At 35.5% G+C, this 20,958-nt stretch carries 24 protein-coding genes; 2 read left to right on the plus strand and 22 right to left on the minus strand.

What is annotated here, in order from left to right; all coding sequences use genetic code 11:
- Positions 1-66: 66 nt before the first annotated feature.
- From HNS40_RS06900 to HNS40_RS06960, 13 genes are all read right to left on the minus strand, one after another.
- Positions 67-486, minus strand: a complete 420-nt coding sequence (locus tag HNS40_RS06900) for a PIN domain-containing protein (protein WP_172279048.1) — start codon at positions 484-486, stop codon at positions 67-69.
- A complete protein-coding gene (locus HNS40_RS06905; protein WP_172279050.1) occupies positions 486-731 on the minus strand; it encodes a DUF6364 family protein in 246 nt (81 codons plus the stop codon). Before HNS40_RS06905 ends, HNS40_RS06900 begins: the two co-directional genes overlap by 1 nt.
- Positions 732-929: 198 nt before the next feature.
- Positions 930-1,949 (minus strand): beta-ketoacyl synthase N-terminal-like domain-containing protein, encoded by a 1,020-nt coding sequence (locus tag HNS40_RS06910; RefSeq protein ID WP_172279052.1) that lies wholly within the window; start codon positions 1,947-1,949, stop codon positions 930-932.
- Positions 1,950-1,952: 3 nt separating this feature from the next.
- Entirely contained in the window at positions 1,953-3,137 is a 1,185-nt protein-coding gene (locus HNS40_RS06915; RefSeq protein WP_172279054.1) for a beta-ketoacyl synthase, read from the minus strand.
- A gap of 9 nt (positions 3,138-3,146) precedes the next feature.
- Entirely contained in the window at positions 3,147-3,401 is a 255-nt protein-coding gene (locus tag HNS40_RS06920; RefSeq protein WP_172279056.1) for a phosphopantetheine-binding protein, read from the minus strand.
- A 24-nt stretch (positions 3,402-3,425) separates the two neighbouring features.
- Positions 3,426-4,049: a 3-oxoacyl-ACP synthase gene (locus HNS40_RS06925; RefSeq protein WP_172279058.1), complete on the minus strand. Its 624-nt coding sequence runs from the start codon at positions 4,047-4,049 to the stop codon at positions 3,426-3,428.
- A gap of 3 nt (positions 4,050-4,052) precedes the next feature.
- Positions 4,053-5,237, minus strand: a complete 1,185-nt coding sequence (locus HNS40_RS06930) for a beta-ketoacyl synthase (protein WP_172279060.1) — start codon at positions 5,235-5,237, stop codon at positions 4,053-4,055.
- 101 nt (positions 5,238-5,338) lie between these two features.
- On the minus strand, positions 5,339-5,773 hold the full coding sequence (locus HNS40_RS06935; protein WP_172279062.1) for a thioesterase family protein: 435 nt from the start codon (positions 5,771-5,773) through the stop codon (positions 5,339-5,341).
- A gap of 4 nt (positions 5,774-5,777) precedes the next feature.
- Complete coding sequence (locus HNS40_RS06940) at positions 5,778-6,779, minus strand: BtrH N-terminal domain-containing protein (RefSeq protein WP_172279064.1); 1,002 nt, start codon at positions 6,777-6,779, stop codon at positions 5,778-5,780.
- Positions 6,779-7,183 carry a hypothetical protein gene (locus HNS40_RS06945; protein WP_172279066.1) on the minus strand — a complete coding sequence of 135 codons (405 nt, stop codon included), beginning with the start codon at positions 7,181-7,183 and terminating at the stop codon, positions 6,779-6,781. Before HNS40_RS06945 ends, HNS40_RS06940 begins: the two co-directional genes overlap by 1 nt.
- Entirely contained in the window at positions 7,180-7,614 is a 435-nt protein-coding gene (locus HNS40_RS06950; RefSeq protein WP_172279068.1) for a hypothetical protein, read from the minus strand. The genes HNS40_RS06945 and HNS40_RS06950 overlap by 4 nt, the downstream gene beginning before the upstream one ends.
- Positions 7,614-7,958, minus strand: coding sequence for a hypothetical protein (locus tag HNS40_RS06955; protein ID WP_172279070.1), 345 nt, complete (start codon positions 7,956-7,958; stop codon positions 7,614-7,616). The genes HNS40_RS06950 and HNS40_RS06955 overlap by 1 nt, the downstream gene beginning before the upstream one ends.
- A 103-nt stretch (positions 7,959-8,061) precedes the next feature.
- Positions 8,062-9,207 carry a beta-ketoacyl-ACP synthase III gene (locus tag HNS40_RS06960; protein ID WP_371742924.1) on the minus strand — a complete coding sequence of 382 codons (1,146 nt, stop codon included), beginning with the start codon at positions 9,205-9,207 and terminating at the stop codon, positions 8,062-8,064.
- A 247-nt stretch (positions 9,208-9,454) separates the two neighbouring features.
- Between HNS40_RS06960 and HNS40_RS06965 the strand changes: the two genes are divergently transcribed.
- Positions 9,455-10,702 carry a T9SS type A sorting domain-containing protein gene (locus tag HNS40_RS06965; protein WP_172279074.1) on the plus strand — a complete coding sequence of 416 codons (1,248 nt, stop codon included), beginning with the start codon at positions 9,455-9,457 and terminating at the stop codon, positions 10,700-10,702.
- A gap of 17 nt (positions 10,703-10,719) precedes the next feature.
- Here HNS40_RS06965 and HNS40_RS06970 read toward each other — a convergent pair whose 3' ends face one another.
- From HNS40_RS06970 to hutH, 6 genes are all read right to left on the minus strand, one after another.
- A complete protein-coding gene (locus tag HNS40_RS06970; protein WP_172279076.1) occupies positions 10,720-11,643 on the minus strand; it encodes a dialkylrecorsinol condensing enzyme DarA in 924 nt (307 codons plus the stop codon).
- Between the two features lie 4 nt (positions 11,644-11,647).
- The gene (locus tag HNS40_RS06975; RefSeq protein ID WP_172279078.1) at positions 11,648-12,541 is read right to left on the minus strand and encodes a lipid A biosynthesis acyltransferase; all 894 of its coding nucleotides are present in this window, start codon (positions 12,539-12,541) and stop codon (positions 11,648-11,650) included.
- A 3-nt stretch (positions 12,542-12,544) separates the two neighbouring features.
- Positions 12,545-12,787 carry a phosphopantetheine-binding protein gene (locus HNS40_RS06980; protein ID WP_172279168.1) on the minus strand — a complete coding sequence of 81 codons (243 nt, stop codon included), beginning with the start codon at positions 12,785-12,787 and terminating at the stop codon, positions 12,545-12,547.
- A gap of 65 nt (positions 12,788-12,852) precedes the next feature.
- Positions 12,853-14,076, minus strand: a complete 1,224-nt coding sequence (locus HNS40_RS06985) for a beta-ketoacyl synthase (protein WP_172279080.1) — start codon at positions 14,074-14,076, stop codon at positions 12,853-12,855.
- A 12-nt stretch (positions 14,077-14,088) separates the two neighbouring features.
- Positions 14,089-14,823, minus strand: coding sequence for a 3-oxoacyl-ACP reductase FabG (gene fabG / locus HNS40_RS06990; protein WP_172279082.1), 735 nt, complete (start codon positions 14,821-14,823; stop codon positions 14,089-14,091).
- Between the two features lie 3 nt (positions 14,824-14,826).
- Positions 14,827-16,365, minus strand: coding sequence for a histidine ammonia-lyase (gene hutH, locus HNS40_RS06995; RefSeq protein WP_172279084.1), 1,539 nt, complete (start codon positions 16,363-16,365; stop codon positions 14,827-14,829).
- A gap of 893 nt (positions 16,366-17,258) precedes the next feature.
- On the opposite strand from hutH, the gene HNS40_RS07000 reads away from it, so the two are divergent.
- Complete coding sequence (locus HNS40_RS07000) at positions 17,259-17,459, plus strand: hypothetical protein (protein ID WP_172279086.1); 201 nt, start codon at positions 17,259-17,261, stop codon at positions 17,457-17,459.
- Positions 17,460-17,498: 39 nt separating this feature from the next.
- Here HNS40_RS07000 and HNS40_RS07005 read toward each other — a convergent pair whose 3' ends face one another.
- The 3 genes from HNS40_RS07005 to HNS40_RS07015 form a co-directional block, all read right to left on the minus strand.
- Positions 17,499-17,903, minus strand: a complete 405-nt coding sequence (locus tag HNS40_RS07005) for a hypothetical protein (protein ID WP_172279088.1) — start codon at positions 17,901-17,903, stop codon at positions 17,499-17,501.
- 180 nt (positions 17,904-18,083) lie between these two features.
- Positions 18,084-18,686: a hypothetical protein gene (locus tag HNS40_RS07010; RefSeq protein WP_172279091.1), complete on the minus strand. Its 603-nt coding sequence runs from the start codon at positions 18,684-18,686 to the stop codon at positions 18,084-18,086.
- Between the two features lie 10 nt (positions 18,687-18,696).
- Complete coding sequence (locus HNS40_RS07015; RefSeq protein WP_172279093.1) at positions 18,697-20,952, minus strand: T9SS type A sorting domain-containing protein; 2,256 nt, start codon at positions 20,950-20,952, stop codon at positions 18,697-18,699.
- Between the last annotated feature and the right edge of the window lie 6 nt (positions 20,953-20,958).

Raw genomic sequence — 20,958 nt, forward strand, 5'->3', positions numbered from 1 at the left:
AATTATTTTTGTCCACTTATCATATTAAACAACATAGCCTACATTAAAGGTGAGTATTTATTTGCATTAGGCTTTCATGAATCTAACAAAACTTTCTGGTGTCAAGACAGCTATTTCACTTTTCTTAAAGTCTTTCACATTTCTAGTAATGATCGCTTCTATTACTCCACTTTCAACAGCTGAATAATTCTGTAATGCATCTTCAAAATCTTTGAATTCAGAATTTAAAGCACCTTCAATTACGGTTCTATTCATTTGTAAAACCTGAGTTATGCTCAACAATTGTTTTAATTTCTCTATTACCTTAAGGTGAGGGGCTGTTCGTCGCAATAAATAATACGTATTACTGATGATAACAGGTGTTACAAAACCTTCTATCTGTTTGCGTTCGCACATGCTCAAAATTATTGCCGAATTTTCAGAAAATGGTTTCCTATCAAAGAAAAAATCAAGGATTACATCTGTATCTATCAATATCTTTTTCATTACATGTATTTTTCTGACAAACCTTTAGATAATTCTTTTTTATAATCAAATGGTTCTGTTGACTTAAAACTTCCTCGCATAGAAGTAATTAATGGAGATAATTCTTCCTCTACTTTCAGTTCTTTAGTTATTGCTTTTAAATAGTTTTCTATGATATCAGATAAGCTACGACCTTTATCTTTAGCATAAGCCTTTGCCTTTTCAATAACAGATTGCTCTATTGTTAATGTTAATTTGGTGTTCATATTGATTGTTTTAAATACACACGTGCAAAGATAACATATTCTACACGTCCGTGCAAGTATTATATTATTAGCACGTATAAAAGAACCTTAATAATAGATTATATATCCCATACATCATCAAAAATATTTTAAAGACATGAATAGGTCAGCTATAAAGGACATAACTTAAAAAAGGGCAATAAAACTAATCATTTTGAATTATTTGGACAAAAGAATTAAACTATGTTCTTTTTCTAGGAACTGATTATAAATCAGTACATGTTTTATATCCTGAGGAATGGAACCCGAAACCAAAATACTTTCTGGAACCAGCTGCTTTTTTAAAATTTGGGAAGCCAACCAAAAAGCAAAAGCTGAAGAGGTATAATATTCTCCACATAAGTTCTTAAATTGAGCAACACAGCTGTTTTCAAAAACAGTTTTCTGCAGTTTTTCGTACTTGTTTTGCTCCGCTTCTACTCCATTAAAACCCATTAAAACTATACATTCAGATTTATCAACAGCATGTACTTTCAACAAATTCTCCACCTCAGATTCTATAACAGAATCCTCTGGTTTATATATGGTTTTTAATTCCTTTAACTCCGCATATGTTGTATCGGAGGCATTCTCCTCTAAAACAAAGAAACCAGAACCTTGTCCAGCCACGGCGCCATCCTCATTATCATAATGAGCCATGGTCATCAATAGCCTACTATGATTATCTGTCATCTCATCGAAACCACCAACCAAAGCATTTTCTATTTCTCCTCCACCAATCATTAATTGTGCATCGAGGAGGGCAGATTCGAAGCTAAAACCACGGTTCACATAAGTCATATTATAATTATGACATCCCAATCCGATGGCTATTCCTCCACCAAGGGTATTATGAGTAGATTGTATAAAAGAAGTTGGGGTGAGCAGGGTCTCTTTGTTTTCTGACATGGCCATGAGAAACTTTTCCGTATCTGCTGCACAGCCCAAACCAGTTCCAGTGAGGATGGCTTCCGGGTTTTCTAATCCGCTATCATTTAAAGCAATCTTAGCAGAAACTATTCCGTTTCTAATAATCTTACTCATTCTTCGCAATTCGCGAGGAGCAATATATTCCTTATAAGGAGGCTCAGCAATTTTAAAATAATCGCCATCAAGCGCTATTACCTCTTCCAAAAAAACTGCATTGTCTTTAGTTTCTTGAGGAGATATCAAGCCTATTCCATTTATATATATTGCCATACTTTATTTTCTTGATAATATGATACTTGAATTATTTCCTCCAAAACCAAAGGAATTAGAAAGCACATAATTCAAAGGCTTTTTTACTAATTCAGTTTGTGGAGAAAAGCTCAATTCTTCCATTTGATTGGAGAAATTAAGGTTTGGAAAAATGATTTGGTTTTGCAAAGCCAAAATCACAAAAACAGCCTCAACACTACCTGCTGCAGCAAGGGTATGACCGGTATAAGGCTTAGTAGAACTTACTGGAGGAATATGCTCACCAAATACTTTCATGATGGCTAATCCCTCTGATAAATCATTATTATTGGTAGCTGTTCCGTGAGCATTGATATAGTCTATTTGCTCAGGCTTGAGATTAGCCATTTTTAAAGCATTTGACATGGCCATAGCAGCACCATTTCCTTCGGGTGAACTTGCGGTTTGATGAAATGCATCATTAGCATTGGCATAACCTTCCACATAAGCATAAACTTTACTTTCAGGACTTAAATCGCTTTCGCGTTCTAACACTAAATAAGCAGCACCCTCTCCTAGATTTAATCCTGCTCTAGTTTGGTCAAAACTTCGACAATGCTCTTTATCTAAAATCATAAGAGAATTAAATCCATTCAAAGTAAAAAGAGAAAGAGCATCCACTCCACCAACCAAAACCTTATCGAGTTTTCCACTTCGAAGCATTCTTGAGCCCAACATCATGGAATTGGCAGAACTACTACAAGCAGTGCTTATGGTGGTCATAAAGTCTTTAATCCCTAAAAAATCTGCAATTCTTTCGGTGCTATCTCCAGCATCGTGAGTATCAATGAAAAAGCTTTCTCCTCCTCCATTCTGAAAATCGGCATAGTATTTTTCAGAAGTCCGCATTCCGGCTACTGTAGTAGCAGAAATAACACCTGCCCGCTTAGAATTCTCCTTTGAGGAATCTTTCCAAGCTTCTTGAGCCGCTATTAATGCCAAGAGTGTGGTTCTGGTAAATTCTCTACTATACTTTATTCCTAGAATCTCGGCTAACTCCTCGTCGGTCTTGTTGACTTCAGCCACTGGAAATTCCTTATGAATACTTTCCAATAGCTCCATCCTCTTAATTCCCGATTTTTGATGCAGAAGAGAATCTAGGTTCTCCTCCACATTTAAACCTAAAGAACTAATGATACCAATTCCTGTTATTGCAATGCGTTCAGCCATTTATAGCTTTTATTTTTGGTGAGCAGTAATGTATTCTGCCATTGTTTTAACTGAGGCAAATATGTCTTTTCCTTTTTTAGGATCTTCCACTTTTATACCATAGTTTTTTTCCAATAACACAATCAATTCCAAAGCATCGATAGAATCTAATCCTAAACCATCTCCAAATAAAGGCTCATTGATATCAATATCATCTGGCTCCATATCTTCTAAGTTTAAAGCCTCTATGATCTCTACTTTTAATTCTTGTATTAACTTATCCATTATTATATGTTTTTCTTATTTTCTTTATTGTGTTGCCAAAGCTTTTGATTTCTGATACAATTCTTCAATCAATTTGGCATCTATATGCTCAGCATCCTCCTTTTTTGTAAAAAAGACAAATGCTTCATAATCGTCTTCATCAGCATCTACAAAACCACCAATGAGCATATCAGCTTTATCTGCAGTATACATGCTTTTTATATATTGACACACAAATTTGGCATCAAATTCATTATTCACAAAAACAGCATTCTCCCCTTTAAAACCATGGCGAATACAGATTTCACCTGTCATCACATTGGGGAGGGTATAAACGAAATTGGCTGGACTGGGAAAATAGTTTTCCTTATCGTTAATAGTAATTTGATGTTTCATATCCACCAAATAGGTAGACACCTTATTTTCAAGCACAATGCCATTACGTTCTGCACTTTCTGAACACTTTTTATCTTTTAAAAGAACTTCTGCGGCTAAAAAGCCAAGCTTGCTCAAAGGATCCATTTTAAAATACTTTGAATATTTGATATCAGCATACTTATAGACTTCTTTCAAATACTTCACAAAAATAGAGTTTTCACCCTTTAAAACAAGTTGCCCATTCACAAAAAGGCAAGACTTCGCAATATATACATGTTTTATTTCTTGCATAGCTTAAACTTTTTCTGATTTACTAATGATTACAGCAGCATTACAGCCCCCAAATCCGCTAGCCGTCTTGAGGATGTTTTTCATGGAATAATCTTTTGTTTCTTGTGAAATATGCAGTGGCATTGAAACACCGTGCTTTTCGAAACCTAGTGATTTGAGTATTTTTTGGTCGATGAGGTTATGAATAGCAACGATAGACTCTATGACACCTGCAGCTCCAATAGTATGCCCAAAGTAGGCCTTTAAAGAATTAACAGGCTTTTCTTGTAGTCCAGCTAAATTCAAAGCTTTGCTTTCCATTTCATCATTATATGGAGTAGCTGTTCCATGAGCTGACACATGATCGATATCATCACTGGTCACTCCAGCTTCTTTCATAGCAGAGCTGATGGCAAAAAATTGTCCATCACCAGTACGAGAAGGACCAGAAATATGGTTGGCATCATTGCTTGAACCTCCTCCCAATACTTCTAAAATGTCTTTATTATTCTTTAAATATTTCTCATTTGAAGAAAGGAAAATACACCCTGCGGCTTCTCCGAGGTTCAGACCATCACGACCTTCATCAAATGGTTTGCAAACATTAGCGCTTAGCGATTGAAAAGACATAAAACCACTCACCACAAATTCGGTGAGCATATCAGCACCCACAATAATTACATTTTCGTAAACACCTTGCTTAATGAATTTTGAAGCAATATGTAAGGCCTCCACTCCACTGATACAAGCATTAGACAATACTCTTGCTTTGTTCTCGAATCCCCAGAATTGGGCAATGACCTCAGCGGCTTTGTATAGCATACTTCTTTCCTTTCCCCATTTCTCCATCAATTCCTCTTGCAAAAGATCAATATTCCCTTTGGTTGTAGAAAGGATAAATAAGGTGTTTTTATCTGTGGGAAAGGCTTGCTCACGATACACTCCTGACATGGAGATGATGGCCATTTTTTCGAATCTGGTGAACTCAAACTCTTGGGGCAACTTACTCATCATCAATAAAGAACTAAAACACCTGTTTAATTGCTTATCATCGAGCCTAGCTCCCATAAAAGGTTCAGGATAAAGTTGAATATCCTCAATTCTCTGAACGCCACTTTTTCCAGCATATAACGCCTTCATGTTTTCCTCAGTACCAAATCCCAAAGAACTAATCATGGAGTCTCCTACTATATATGTTTTCTTGTTCATACTGTCTTTTTATTGCAGTTAACTGTTGGCCATTTGCTGTTGGCATATCTCTGCTAACATTAACTGTTCACAATTCTCTTTTCGCTATTCACTATTACCTGTTAACTATCTTCTATCAATCCCCACTTCTTCTTCCATTCTATACCAAATGCAGGATGATTCAATGACAGTTCCAGATTTTTAATATCTAGAAAAACCTGAATAGTTTTGGCTTTAGCCACCTGTACTCCATCCGATTTTCTATATAATCTATACTTAAACATCAATTTAGCAGCTGCCGTATTTACATATTCTGCTTCGGCAATAACCGTATCACCATATCTCAATTGTTGTTTATAATCGATATCTACTTTTACTATTGGGCTAACAAATCCATGCTTCTCCACATCGAGATATCCCATTTCATATTTAGCTCCAAAAGCCTCTCGGGCCTCCTCCAAATACTTCACATAATGCCCATGCCAAACAATGCGTAAACTATCCACTTCGTTGAAGCGAACTTTTATTTCTGTTTGGGCTTTTAATATCACTGACATGTGCTTATTTTTTAATTTTCTTCAAGTCTTTATAAACTTGTTCTTCTCTATCTGCGATGACTAATAATATATCTGCTGCTTGATTATAAGCATCCTCCACTTGGCTTCTGTCTTTTACTATTCTTGAAGTAGCTACCGCGAAAGAGCGCCATAAATCGCCAATCTGAGTCATTTCTTCAGCCGTGTCATTGAGCCAATCTAACTCTAAAATCTCGGCAGCTTCTTGTAGAAAAGCAGCATACATAAAACGGAAACCAGCACCCCCAGTCCCAATTTCCTCCTGAGCTCTCACTATCTGACCTAAAAACTGAGAAGCTTTTCTCTTTCCTAATTTGGTAGGATAGTTCCTCACTTTTTTGGCCATGAAACGAATCCCTTTCACACCAAACATGGGAACAGGAATCCCCAACATATCTTTTGCTGTATGATGAATTCCTTTGATGATGGCTTTTTTAAAGTCAGGATTGGTAGGGATTTTATCAGCCCAATACATGTGTCCTTTGGGAGCAAATAAACCTTTGGCAAACCTTACTTTTTTCAGTTCTGCTTCCGTAAGGCTGGCATAGTCATCCATTACCGGATCGCTTATTTTATAATTCCCATTTTCTTTGCCAAAAACCACTAGGTTATGGGCATTGAAATGAAAACGATAAGGTGCAGGAAAATAGGATAAATGATAAACACCCACCAACATTCCCACAGGAATATCTTTTTGGAGGAGGCCATCTAAGGCAGCCATCCCCTTATCAGGACTTCTAAATTTCTTTCGTTTCACCGAGAAACCCAGTCTACGAGCCGCTCTGCGGAAAATCACACCTGGCAAAGGTCGAAAGGAGGTCACTGGAATATTATTCACCTTCACAAAAGGCATGTGTGAGAAAAACAATCCGGAGCCAATCCCGAAAATCATGGGTTCGCTCAATTTTATTCCATAGAAATGGAGCAAGTTTGAGGCAACGCCATTTTCGCAATGTGCTGATTGTTCGTGCTTAAAATCGATGGCCATTAAAGTAGTTCTTTCTTTTTTAGTGTTTCAATGCTGATTTCAAAGGCATCAGCATATTTTTCTAGTTTCTTATCATTGAGTTTAATGAAGTTCTTCATTTTAAGATGACGCTTTACCGTCCAGCGGAAAAAGCCAGTATAACCTGACAATACACTCAAATCCATGAGTTGTTTTTCCATATAATAGGCAATAGGACTCAATTCATTGGCTTCTACTTGTTCTCTAATCTCCTCCACCCTCTCGTGAACCGCATCCCATGCTTGCTGCATGATTACATTTTTCGGTTCCCAACCAACACTGCCTACTTTTATATATTTACCCTCCTCATCTACTGCATAACAAGGCTCAGTAAACTTACCTTCTAGCATATTGGCATCATCTTGAGGCACTTCTTGCTTCTTCATGATTCTGAAATTTGAGGGTTAAGAAAAATCTTTAATTCGCAGCTGGCCATGATTTCCGAGTCACAGAACACTTGCGCTTCAACAATGCTTGCATTAAGCACTTCATGTTTGATATTGATTTCTGTTTGAAGAATTTTTCCAACTGGGGGAAGTTGATGAACTTTCAAAGCTTTTACGGCACCTATAAAACCCAAAGGAGGCACTTCACCTTTTTCGGTCACTTCGTATCCCTTGCTTAAAGCAGCTGTTTGAGCCATATTCTCCAACAAACCGGCTTCAGTAAATACACCATTATCAACAAATACATTATCGGATAGAATTTCAAAGCCACTCACCGATTTGCGGTCTTCATGACTAATCAATCGGTCGACCATCATCATGGGCTCCCTTTGTGGAATGTATTTCTTAATATTTTCCAATCCAGAGACCATTATTCTACCACTATTTTTGCAGCCTTTTTTCCAAACTTATTGCATTTGGCTACCAATTTAATTTCATCACCTGCTTTAATACCATCCAATTTGAAATCGGCTTCTTCATTTAGAATTTCTGCTTGCTTTTCGAAAGTAGTGACTTTAACTTCTTCACCATTCACATAAATTGTGACATCAGAAATATAATGAGAATTCACATCTTTTACTTTGTGAATCATATCCGCAGTTAAAGTACTAGAGGCTTTGTTAAAAGTTAAGATTATCTTTTTAGGAGCATGGGCCATTATAGTCATACTTATCATTAAAATGGCAATGATTGAGAATAATATTTGCTTTTTCATCTTTTTGTTTTTTAATTAATCATTAATTAAATACTGAGTCAAATAACTTAGTTGACGATATTTTCAACAAAGTCGTAACGAATATTCAAAACCACATGGCTTTTTACACCACAGTTAGTAGCGCATAAGCATAAGAAAAACGAGCCGATTCAGGCACCATTAGTAATAGCTTATCTCCTTTTTTCAGTTTATTGGTATTGAACAATTCTTCCATCATCAGGTAAACACTGGCAGCACCCACATTTCCCACTCTGGTGAGATTGGTAAACCATTTTTCCTGAGGAATGACTATATCGTTATTGGTTAAGTCTTCGATGATATGTGCACGGAAAAACTCAGAAGAAAGATGAGGAAGGAAATAATCCACATCATCAACTCCAAAATCTCGTTTGTCCATGACTTCTCGTAAAAACTCACCTCCTTTTTTGATGATATTCTTACCCAAAAGCTTCACATCCTGTCGCAAGGAGAAAAGGCTTTTAGTCATTATCTCCTCAGCATCATAATCACGCCAAGGCTTTATGCTGCCATCCTTTAATTTATCACAAGCAGCATACATACAGGTTTCCAGCTCATTGGAGAAAGATCGAAATTCTATCCACTCAATCTTTAAAGAATGTCCTTCTTTATTGGGTTTATTTTCTAGTAAAGCAGCAGCAGCACCATCTGATAGCATCCATCTCAAAAAGTCTTTTTCAAAACCTATGATGGGTTGTTTCTCTAAGTCTTTCCAGTTTTCGCTTTCTAACTTGAAGTTTTTGGCATGCATCCAAGTAGACTGTTTCTCGGAACCAAAGCTTACGGCATTCTTTGTATTGCCAGACATCACACTGAGGTAAGCATACTTTAAAGCTTGCATACCGGCATTACAGCTTCCTCCAGCCGACAATATCTCTGTTGAATTAATAGTATCAGGTCCTAATTCTCCTTGTACCATAGAGACATGAGAGGGTAAAAGCTGGTCAGGCGATGATGAACCTCCTGCCAATAATTCCATGTCTTTCAGACAAAAGTTGGAGCTCTCTAAATTACGAATGGCTTCGGCACAAAGTTGCGCATTGCTATGGGTACTATTACCATTTTTATCCAAAGCATAATAACGAGTTTTAATCTTATTATAGCGAAGGATGATTCTCTTAGATTTGGATGGTTTTCCATCAATAAGCCCTAGATAATCTTCCATTTCCTCATTAGGAACTGGTTGATTGGGTAAAAATTTTGATAATGCAGTTATATAAACGTGATTCACTTGCGTATTCTTTAGTTTTGGAACCTGCAAATATATTAAATCCTCGCAATTTATCAGCTTTTCAAGATTAGGAATCATGCTATTCAAAATCAGACTAAAAAGAAGAATACTGATTATTAATTGATGAGAAAACTACTAACGAAACACTTAGGTTAACCAAAAAGGGATTTCAAAATTTTTTAATACTTTTACTTCTTCATATCAAACTAGCTAGCATAGTATAAAACCCAATTATAAACGTTAAAACATGTTCCTCAAACTAAAATCTTTTTTTCTCTTTTTCCTTCTAGTAATGGAATTACACAGCTTTGCACAAGATTTTTGGGAACAATTGTATTTTCCAGACACAGTTTCAATTAAATGTATTAGTACCAACAATCAAGGTCATATTTTTATTGGAACTGGTGCTACTACAGAAATAGGAGCATTATACCGGTCTATTGACAATGCCCAAACTTGGGAAACTATGTTTAATAATGGATCATTAAGTATATCCTGTATTGATATTAATGAAAATGGTAAAATATTTCTAGGAAAAAATGGCCCCGAAAGTATTGTGATGTCAGAAGATAATGGTCAGACATGGGAAGTTGCAGACCTACCGGATGTGAGTTTCGGTAATGTAATGAAAATATTCTGCATAGGAAACGATACCATTTATGTTAGTCTTTGGGGAGGAAATGGTTCATTAATCACATTCTCATTTGATGGTGGCAATTCTTGGGAACATACTTATATTAATAGTGAGAGTAATGCCTATGCTTCTGATATAGATATGACGAGTTCTGGAGAACTATATGTGAGTACAATAGGAATGAATAATAATACTGGCGGAGTATACAAATCTATTGATGGTGGATATTCATGGGATTTTACAGGTCTTTTTAATCACCAAGTATACTGTTTAGAAATCAACCCTTTAAATGAAGTATTTACTGGAGATTGGGATAGTTTTTATCCTGAGCCAAATGGAATCTATGCACTTCTTGAAGGCCAAACAGAATTTGAAAAAGTTGCTAATGGCTATCATATAACAGATATCGCTATAAGTGAAGAAAATGAAATATTTGTAACAAGTAATGGGAGTATATATCGTTCTAATGATAATGGAGAAACATTCGAAAACATCCAAGATGAAAACTCACAATATATTAAGAAGTTATATATCGATCAGAATAACCTACTCTATGGTATAAAGCAAGATAAATTGATTAGAAGTATAGATCCATTAATTACAAATATCAATACAATTGCAAAAGATAATATTTGTATTTATCCAAATCCAAGCAGAGACTATATAAGTTTTGAAGGCCCTACTGCTATTGATGTTCCATACCTTATTGAAATAACGAATATTCAAGGAGAATGTGTATATTCTAAGTTAATACAAGTAGAAAACTCATACATAAATATAAAAGACTTACAGCATGGAGTTTATGTATTTGAGATAAAAAACTCTGATGACTTTTATCAATCAAAGTTTATTAAGCAATAGCAAACAATGTTAAAATCTTAAGAAACCACTGATTGATAGTATTTTATATTCCTCCTAATCCTCAAAAAGAACAAAGGATAAGTGATATAAAATACAACTGTTGCGATTGGTGCCATGAGGAAAATCATCAAGAGAAGATAGTTTTTGAATAGTTTTAATCTACCTACTCTAGCTGGATTACCTGGACCTCCTTTTTTTAGCACAAATTTGGTCCAAATTTTAAAAATCCTTTTGGCTTTGTGCTCCATGCTCATTAAATGAGGTAACACCTGAACTCCATTATTAGCAATATACTCTTCTTGCAGCTCATTTAACTGATCTGACTCCCACTTCTCTTTTAGAATTTCCCCATAGATATTACTGTTCTGAATATCTTGGTCGGAGACTCCTGGTTTTGGTAGCCATCCCCATTTTCTATCTTTTCGTCCAGTAAAAGCCCAATGCATAATAGTGATGACACTGGTTAGGTTATTTACTTTATCGAATAAAACTAAATGACCAATATAGTTTCCTTTGGCTTCTGAAATATAATTTCGAATACTTCTTTGTGCCATAAACCACATATTACGACAAGCATTGATAGTAATAATGGGTGTATCTTTTGCTAAATCTTTAAAATCTTGAGATTGAAGGAAAGCGGTAGTGGGTATTGATGGAGATAAGAACCAAGTTTGAAAACCTAATATAATTAAGTCATATTTCTGCTTGAGCTGAGGAGGGTAAGGTTTTAAATCGCAGCCTACCTCGGTAACAGATTCTGGAAATGAATCGAAAAACTGTTCGCTGGTCCATGGGAAAGGATAGTCGTTGAGGGGTTGAATTTGGTGGAAAAAGAACTCATAGTTTTCATCAGAATCAAAGGGACTTAAAAAACGGTCGATAATTTCTCTTACTTGCCCCGACTGACTATAATAAGCCACTAAAACCTTCTTTTTTTCCATGCTGCTAATTTAAGTTTTTTTCCTCCTCCCAAAACTCGAAAAAATTAAACCATTGATGGGGATATTTTTCAATCATGGTTTCGAGCTGTTTGATATAATCCTCCAAAATAGCAGCACTCACTACTTTTCTATCTTTTATACTTTTTATTTTGGGATAGGTTTTTCCTTCAGTAGCATAAAAATGATAATGCTTAGCGGTTTCTTTAAATGCAAAGGCAAAGCTCACTGGCTTATTAAATCGCGCTGCCAAATAAAAGGGACCATATGGAAAATGAGCATCTCTACCCATGAGTTTTGAAGGAATAAAAGGTGCTCCTTCTACAAATCTATCCCCATGAATCACAATCATTTCATTTCTGTCCAAAGCATTTTTTATGGCTAGAATATGGCTTAAATCATCTTTTAGAGGGATGATATTCATGGTCTTTTCCGATTGGGCATCATCTAAAATGGCTTTAATATTATCACGCTCATTCTCGAGCATTAGGATATTTACTTTGGTATCGAGACGCTTTAATAATTCTCCGGCCACTTCCCAATTTCCCATGTGGGCACCAATCATAAAACCACCTTCGCTCATATTTCGCAAATGCTCTTCTCCATCAAAATCGAAGGTAAACTGCTGACCATGGCCAGAAAGGGCTGCTACTTTGTCTATCAATACTTGACCGAAACGAAAGTTGTTTTTATAACGGCTAAAAAATGCCTTGAACTTAGATTGTTTAAGTATATTTTGAAAATAGAAACGTTGTGGTTTCTTATTGCCAAAGAAGACAAAATAAAAACCCACAAAATATAATAAGAAATAGGCAGAACGAATGCCCGCATATTTAATAAGGTAAATAAAAATCTGATAACCGAGGGGTGTTCCTCTTGATTGGCCTTTCCAGGAAGGCATAACTTAAGAGTTTATTCGAAGATGGATGAAATCGTAAAACTGGTCTAAAGTCTTTACTCCTACCATATCTTCTCCTTTAATTACAAGTCCGAAAACATTCTCAACTACTACTACTATATCTACAAAGTCAAGGCTATCAATACCCATCTCTTTCCAAGTAGCTTCAGGAAGAAGGTCTTCTTCCTCTATCTCAAATTCATCAATTAAAAACTCGTTAACTTTAGAAATAATAACATTCTTTTCCATTAATCTCTCCATTTTTTGGGCATACAAAATTAAAAGAAAAATTAGAATTTAATAGCAGCAATTAATTATTTAGCAAATTTTTCAATAATTAGTGAAGAATTGGTTCCTCCAAAGCCAAAAGAGTTGGATAAAATCCTTTTAAAACTGGCCTCTTTGGTCTGTTGAACAATATTTAATTTAGCGGAATGTTCATCTGGATTTTCAAAGTTGATATTTGGAGCCATAAAATCGTTTTGAAGCATGAGAATGGAATAAATAGCCTCACTAGCGCCGCCCATCCACATTTCGTGACCTGTCATGGATTTGGTAGAAGAAACAGGAATTTTCCCTCCAAAAGTTTTGAAAAGTGCTTGAGCTTCATTGGCGTCACCTACCGGAGTAGATGTGGCATGTGCATTCACATAATCAATATCAGAAGCCATTAAACCACTTTGCTTTAATGCCATATTTATTGAACGACCTGGCCCATCCACATTAGGTTGAGAAATATGACTTCCATCGCTAGAAAAACCATATCCTTTGATTTCAGCTAAAATAGTAGCTCCTCTTTTTTGAGCTGACTCTAAAGTCTCCACAATTAATGTGGATCCTCCTCCACTGGGCACCAAACCATCTCTATCTCTGTCAAATGGTCTAGAAGCTTTAGTGGGATCACTATTACGCATAGAAAATGCACCCAAACCATCGAAACTTCCCATGGCATATAAGTTTAATTCTTGTGCACCACCACAAACTATGGCTTCTTGTAAACCTTGCTTGATGAGCAGATAAGCCATTCCGATAGCATGAGAACTACTGGCACAAGCTCCACTGATGGTTGTATTTATTCCTCTCAATTTGTAAATCACAGAAAGATTCATGGAAATGGTAGAATTCATAGATTGAAAAATAGAACCTGAACCAATTCGTGTCGTATCTTTTTTGGCTCTTAGTGCATCGATACTTTCCACAACAGCTTTGCTTGAGCTATCGTTTCCATAAAGAATTCCAACTTCATTTTTCTCCAGATAATCATTGTCAATTTTCGCCATTTGCATCGCTTCTTCCGTAGCCATAAAAGCATAGGCTCCTTGTTCGGCTAATCCTATCCTCATTCTGCGATCTATTTTCCCTTTGAGTGTAGGCTCCGGCACATGACCTGCTAAACCACTTTGATAGCCAAAATCGATACGTTCCTGCTCGAAGCCAATGCCTGATTTACCTTGGTATAATGATTCTTTTACCTCGTCCACATTCAGACCGATGGTACTATAAATTCCTAATCCTGTAATTACTACACGTTGAGCCATAATAAGATTATTTTATGTATACAAACCTCCATTAATTGATATCACCTGTCCTGTAATATAGGAAGAATTTTCTGATGCCAAGAAGGATACCAAATCAGCAACCTCCTCAGGTTTTCCGAAACGATTCATAGGAATCAATTTCTTATGTTCTTTTTCATCAATATCTGCAGTCATATCACTTTTAATAAAGCCCGGAGCGACTGCATTTACGGTTACTTTTTTCCTAGCTACTTCTTGTGCCAATGCTTTGGTAGCTGAGATCACACCTCCTTTAGTAGCTGAATAATTAGTCTGTCCCGGCAAGCCTTTCAAACCACTTAAAGAAACCATATTGATGATTCTCCCCGATTTTTTGAGGAGCATGTTTTTGATTAGGGGACGAGTGACATAGAAGAAACTATTCAAATTGGTATTTAAAACATCGCTCCATTCTTCATCTTTCATAAAGACCAAAAGGGCATCTTTTCTAATTCCGCTATTATTCACCAAAACTTGAATATAAGCTTCTGGGTTTTTCTCTTGCCATGAATCTAAAGCAGATTGAACGGCTTCTAAATCAGAAACATCAAAAGGAAGTAACTCTGCAGAACCACCAGCTTCAATTATCTGATTTAATGTGATTTCAGCTTCGGTATGATTAGAACGATAATTGATGATGATATGAAATCCATCACTGGCTAATTTGATGGCGATGGCTTTGCCAATTCCTCTGGAACCTCCAGTAACGAGGGCGTAGTTTTTTTCCATATATTAAATAGCTATGTGATGATTATATATGAAGTCTCTCATCTTTTGAATATCAGTATATCCGATTCCATCTTGCTCAAACCTTGGAACCACTTTTCTTAATTCTTGGAAAGTGCTTTTGGTTTTAGAAGAAAGCTTGTCTTCATATTCCAAGTAGTCAACGGCTTGAATAATAGCAATCATGTGAACCGACATCACCTCAAAACTGTTTTTGATGACTTTTTCTGCTATTAACGCTGAATTGGCTCCCATACTCACCACATCTTGATTGTCGTTATTATTAGGGATACTATGTACATACATGGAATTACTCAACATCTGATTTTCAGCAACGGTGCTGGTGGCAGTAAACTGCATACCTTGAACTCCCATATTCAAACCTAAAACACCCAAATTCACAAATGGAGGAAGTTTTTCGTTGATTTTATCGTTCAATAAAAAATTCAACTGACGCTCCATGAGCATGGACAATTTGGTGGTGGCCATTTTAAGCTTATCCATTTCGAATGAAACGTAATCGCCGTGGAAGTTCCCACCATGAAATACATTTTGAGCTTCAGCGTCGATAATTGGATTATCATTTACTGAATTTATTTCACCGATTAAAATTTCTTCACTCTTCTCAATAGTCTCAAGAACAGGCCCTAAAATCTGAGGAACACAACGCAAAGAATAATATTCTTGAACTTTCTCAGAAAATACTTTTTCACTATTCGTTCCATTGAAAAGCTTTTCTTCACGCTTCTGGAGGAGCTTGCTATCAGAAAGAAGCTCACGCATATGAGCAGCAGTCTCATTCTGTCCCTTATGCTTTTTCACGCCATTTAAAGCAGAGGAAATATGATCATCATAGCTTTCTACAATTTGGTTCAGCATGGCACTGGAATAGATTCCCCAGCCATAAAGATTTCGTGCATTGATGAGGTTAACAAGACCAATCCCTGTCATGGTGCTTGTTCCATTAATCAAAGCCAATCCTTCACGAATATGAATTCCTATCGGTGTTAAGTTTTCCTTGGCAAAAATATCAGCCATGGGCTGACGCTTTCCTTTATAGATAGCTTCACCTTCGCCAATCAAGCCCAAGGCAATATGAGCCAACTGAACCAAATCACCACTAGCTCCTACTCCACCATGTTCTGGTATGATCGGGTAAATCTCCAAGTTGAGGAAACGAGCCAATTGCTCCACCACCTCCACATGAATCCCACTATATCCTAATAAAAGAGTATTCATTCGAGCTAGAATAGCCGCTCTAATATATATTTCGTCAATGATATGGCCACTTCCAGCAGCATGACTTCTAATTAAGTTATATTGTAACTGCTTTAAATCAGCATCGTCAATACGATATTGAGCCATTGGGCCAAAACCAGTATTAATACCATATATGATTTTTTCAGCAGTAAAATCTTTTAGAAATTTGAAGCTTTTCTCAACTCGTTCAATAGCTTCGGGAGCAATCTCCACTTTAGCTTTATGTAAAACAACTTGTTCAAAGGCTTTTAAATCTAATGCGTCTTTACCTATTAATATGTTCATTATAATTTTTCTATAAGCTTGCAAATTTAGAAATAATATTGAAAGCTCAGGCGTATATCATATAGCCATATTGTAATTATTATATAGATGACCATCAATCAATTTATTGCAGTAATAATCTAGAAACTAGTGAGCTTGATTTTAGGTGTCCCAGCTTAATATTTGTTTAAATATTTTTTATTATGCCCTTTTTCGAAAAAGGGCAGCAAAAACAGCCGCTGTATCAGCAAGTCTACTCCACAAATGAATTTTCGGAAAAACAATAAACTCCTCCTTATAGTGACATCCTACAGAGTGTCACTAACGAGCGTCAAACAGTATTGTTTATTATTCCTTCAATCCATTTACTCCGTTTAACGACTTCCTGATAAGGCGGAGTAGACTTCCTGTGGAAGTCTTTATAAACTTTGCGGGGGTAAAACCATTTATACATACCATTATTTTCTATTTGAAGCTCTACAGTTCTATTATTTCTAGATTCTTGATTCGAAGACTGCGGGAAGGCCTGTCCAAACAGGGAGGCCAGCTGAGTGGTGAATGTAAAAATGATAGATTTTTCGCTAAGGCGTTTACGTTTTAAAATGATGACAACAGAATTTGCAATGTAAAAGAATCTATATCGAGATTTTGAATACCATTAGAATCCTACATTGTCATTATTTTTCTACTTAGCGCTAAAAAATCATCATTTTTATAGAGGAGGTAGGGCATTTGTTTGGACAAGATTTTGGTACTTTTAGCTTAAAAGTACAATCAAAAAGAAAAATATTAAGACAAAAGAATGATGTATGCTATATTGATTTTGGTTTCGTATTTGACAAAGAAATTGAATATAAATCTTATCCCATCAGAGTTACTCCTCTTGTTTTCATCAATAGGACTCATTAAAAATTATGGACTGTATACTCTCCATAGTTATATGGGAACTCATTAATACAAAAATAATTAAACTTAGTCCGGTACAGATCATAATAATAGCTATGGCTTTCAATGAGATAAAAGTCACCAATCCTAATGATAAACCTACAGAAAAGCAAGTTTTAATAATTACTGATGAGCAAAAACATTTGACAAAAATATTTCGTTTTTGGTAAGGGTTTCCCAGTGCGAAAAACAGGAGCGGTCCAGCTAAGCTACCTAGAAAAGGTCATTTCCAAAACAATATCAGTTTCCCCTGGTTCTAATATCATTTCAGTTTCTGTAAGCTTTTTAATTGTGGTGCGGGCTGTTTTGTCATTCCAATCGGGAACTGTGATATCCAATGCGGTTTGGTTTTCGGCCCAAGCCCAACTGGTGGTTTTGTAAAGCTCACCATTTTCTATTTTACGCCACTCTATGCTACCATCGGTTTTAAATTTCCAAACATATTGCCAAGTGAGATAGGCATAGCCATGGCCATTTAAATAATAGGTATCAACATTCCATGTTTGGCATAATAATTCTTCTTTTGTAGGAGGTGTTGGCTCTTCTTCCTCCTCTTTTTTACAGGCTGAAAATAGCACTGCAAAAATGAATAATGTTAAAATTGATTTTTTCATCTGTTTATAATTTATTTTCATTTGTCAGATGGAACTCTCGATGAATTTTAATCATTCTCGTGTGTATAGTTAGAATGCTAAAATTCATGTTCGTTTCATTTGTTTTGTTTTTGAATAAATGAAGTCAGGGTGCGAATATTTCACATAATACAATTCATTCGCGCCCTGACAATTTATTGTTTATTTCGCTTTTATATGCTCTACCAACTCATATTCTTGTCCATCTCTAAAAACTATTTTTACCAAGCCCATGCCTTTTTTTACATAGGTTTCAGCTACTTCTTCTTGCTGTGGTTTACAGGTATAATGATAAACATCTTTAATCAAGTTCCCATTAATGTTTATGCTGTCTAATTTTATGGCATACCTCAAATCGAAATAACTCTCCGAGTCATGATGACTACCATCTATACTTGCAAAAGGATGTATGACCACATAAAGAGTTTCATTTATTCTATTAATAAAAAAATTGCTCTTAAACACTTCTTGATTATTAATAGAATACCGTGAACGGATTCCCATTCCAGCATTACAATATTTATTACACTCATCACCATTAGATGGGGTATAAAGATTTGAACCATTCTCATAGCCCCTTAAAATTGAATTCAAAATTGTATCAGATATATTATCTTTGAAAATCAAGGAGTCATATTCATTATACGGGAACCAGGATGACTCATCAGATGTTAAATTAGGACAACCTGGCTCTTTACAGTCATTACAGGAACTGATTATTAAAATCAATAGAATTATTGGGAGATAAAAAAACGCTTTTTTCATATCATATTTTTTAGTGTTTTACAATAAATTTTTCTCTAAATGCTATGCCTTTTTTATTAAATATTTCGATATAATAAAAACCATTTGATAGGTCATTAACATTAATTCCTTTATTTTGGTATAGTTTACCTTCAAATAAATATTGACCTTGTTGATTGAAGATTTTATAAATCATTTGATCTGTGTCAATATCACAAGCAATTTTTATTTCAGTTTTAGCAGGGTTGGGATATAATACAATATTTGAATTATTATGTATTTCAATGGCTGCAGTTTTATTGTCAGAATCAAGTTTTGATTGATACATAACACCCAAATCATTGTTAATTGGTTTAATATAATTATTATCCCTAAAAGAAGATTTACTATTAGAGATTTCAAAACAATTATACTCTTCTATTTTTGCACTGAAAGATGAGCCTTGGTATACATGAAACCCAGGTGTGAGCTTAATTTTATGACCAGCAATAAGATTTAAACTACCAGTTTCATTTGAAGCACTTCCGATACTTCCATTATAATTCATAGTTTCAAAAGTCCTTAAGTTTGCTGGATTTTGAATAGTACCAAAATCTGTTCCATTATTTTCAAAAGGGTATGATTGTTCAACATTAGAATAAACCATATTCCGAAAATAAGCATAACCATTATGTTCACCAAGATGCCACATTTGGTACCTTCTATAAAGTAAATACATCATCATATAATCAATCCCATTATAAATACCATGACTATCATTTATTCCTGATTTAAATTCTTCTGGACCATTTTGAAACCTATTTCCTGCTCGCCATCCTGGAGGTGCCATATTTGGAAGTAAACAATCATCACAACCATCAAAATCAAAAGGAATATTTTGCTCAATTCCATTTCCCTTCCAACTATAGTTATAAGGCCCACATAATGGAGCGGAAGCTAATATACTCTCTATTCTTTCAATATAATCATGTTCTTGTATTTTACGGTAATTGTCTTCCCATTCGGTTATGTGCAAAGCTGACCAGAGTAATCCATAAAACAGCTCATGATCTGTACGAACATCTTCTTTAGTTTTTTTCAAAAGTCTATAAATTACACCAGGTGTTCTTCTAAGTTGAATAGGACCTAATGAATGATCCCAAGAATCACCAACAACAGCTAAATTAGCTAAAATAATTCTAGAATAATAAGGGCCAATCCAAAATGAAAAATCTTGTAAAACAGCAATGAATTCCCAAATACTAGCTCCATTTCCAGTTTGTTGATTAAATGTTTCACCTGTAATTTCCTCCACAGCCTTTTTAACACCATATCTTATAAATCTAGCATTCCAAGCCTCTCTACCAACTTTATCTCCATGAGGATTTTTCACAACCCAATTTTGCACTCCATAAAACTCAGGATGAGCAGGGGTGGCAGGTATTACAGAATTCGCAACGGCCAAAGACCACCAAATATTGTCTTCTTCAAGGAGTTCTAATCCATCAGTTGCACCTTCTCTTAAATGCTCTGCTATTTTCAACGCGTTTGTTTTAGCACATTGTCGAAAGTTAAATGGCATATTATAACCTGTTTCAGTATTATAAAACCATACGAAACCATCAGGGGCAAATTTCTTTACTAGAGCTAAACCCATTAATAAAGCAGCTGCCTGATCAATACTCATTTCTTCAAACTTTTGCTCTTCATATGAAGGAGGTACAGATTTATTATCAGCCCAAAATCTATCTGCATAAAATGGCATTCCTGGTACAGCTTTTGTGTAATGATCTATTGAAGGGTCTATACCTTGATTAAAATTGGACATATCGAAATTAAATGGGCCATTACCATAGCCTAAGCCATAAGTTCCATCAGTTAAAGACACATCATGGCGCATAAAAAAACCATCATGTTCTGCTGTTTGGTTCCATGGGGCTTTATCTTCACACATATCTAATCTCTCATATGTTTGCAAAGCGTAATAAAGCTCTGTCAATGTCATATCATTAAACTCATCCACTTCAGCTTCTAGTTGGTATGACTCCAGTGCAAGAACTCCCATATACCATCCTAATTTAATAGTCTGATCTCCAACTGAAATGTTTTGTCCTCTCCATTTATGCCTCGATGCTACTAAGCTTTTACCCTCGCCTGCTCCTATGTCTATAAAGTACTGCCGGAACCTATGTCTATACCACCAATACTTCTCATGCAGTTCTTCACTAAGATCTTGAGCAGATGTAGTTGGAGGAATCAGATTTACTAGAAAAATAATTATAATTATCTTTATTATATATCTTTTCATATTCTT

Source organism: Lentimicrobium sp. S6, from assembly GCF_013166635.1.
GTDB lineage: Bacteria > Bacteroidota > Bacteroidia > Bacteroidales > UBA12170 > UBA12170.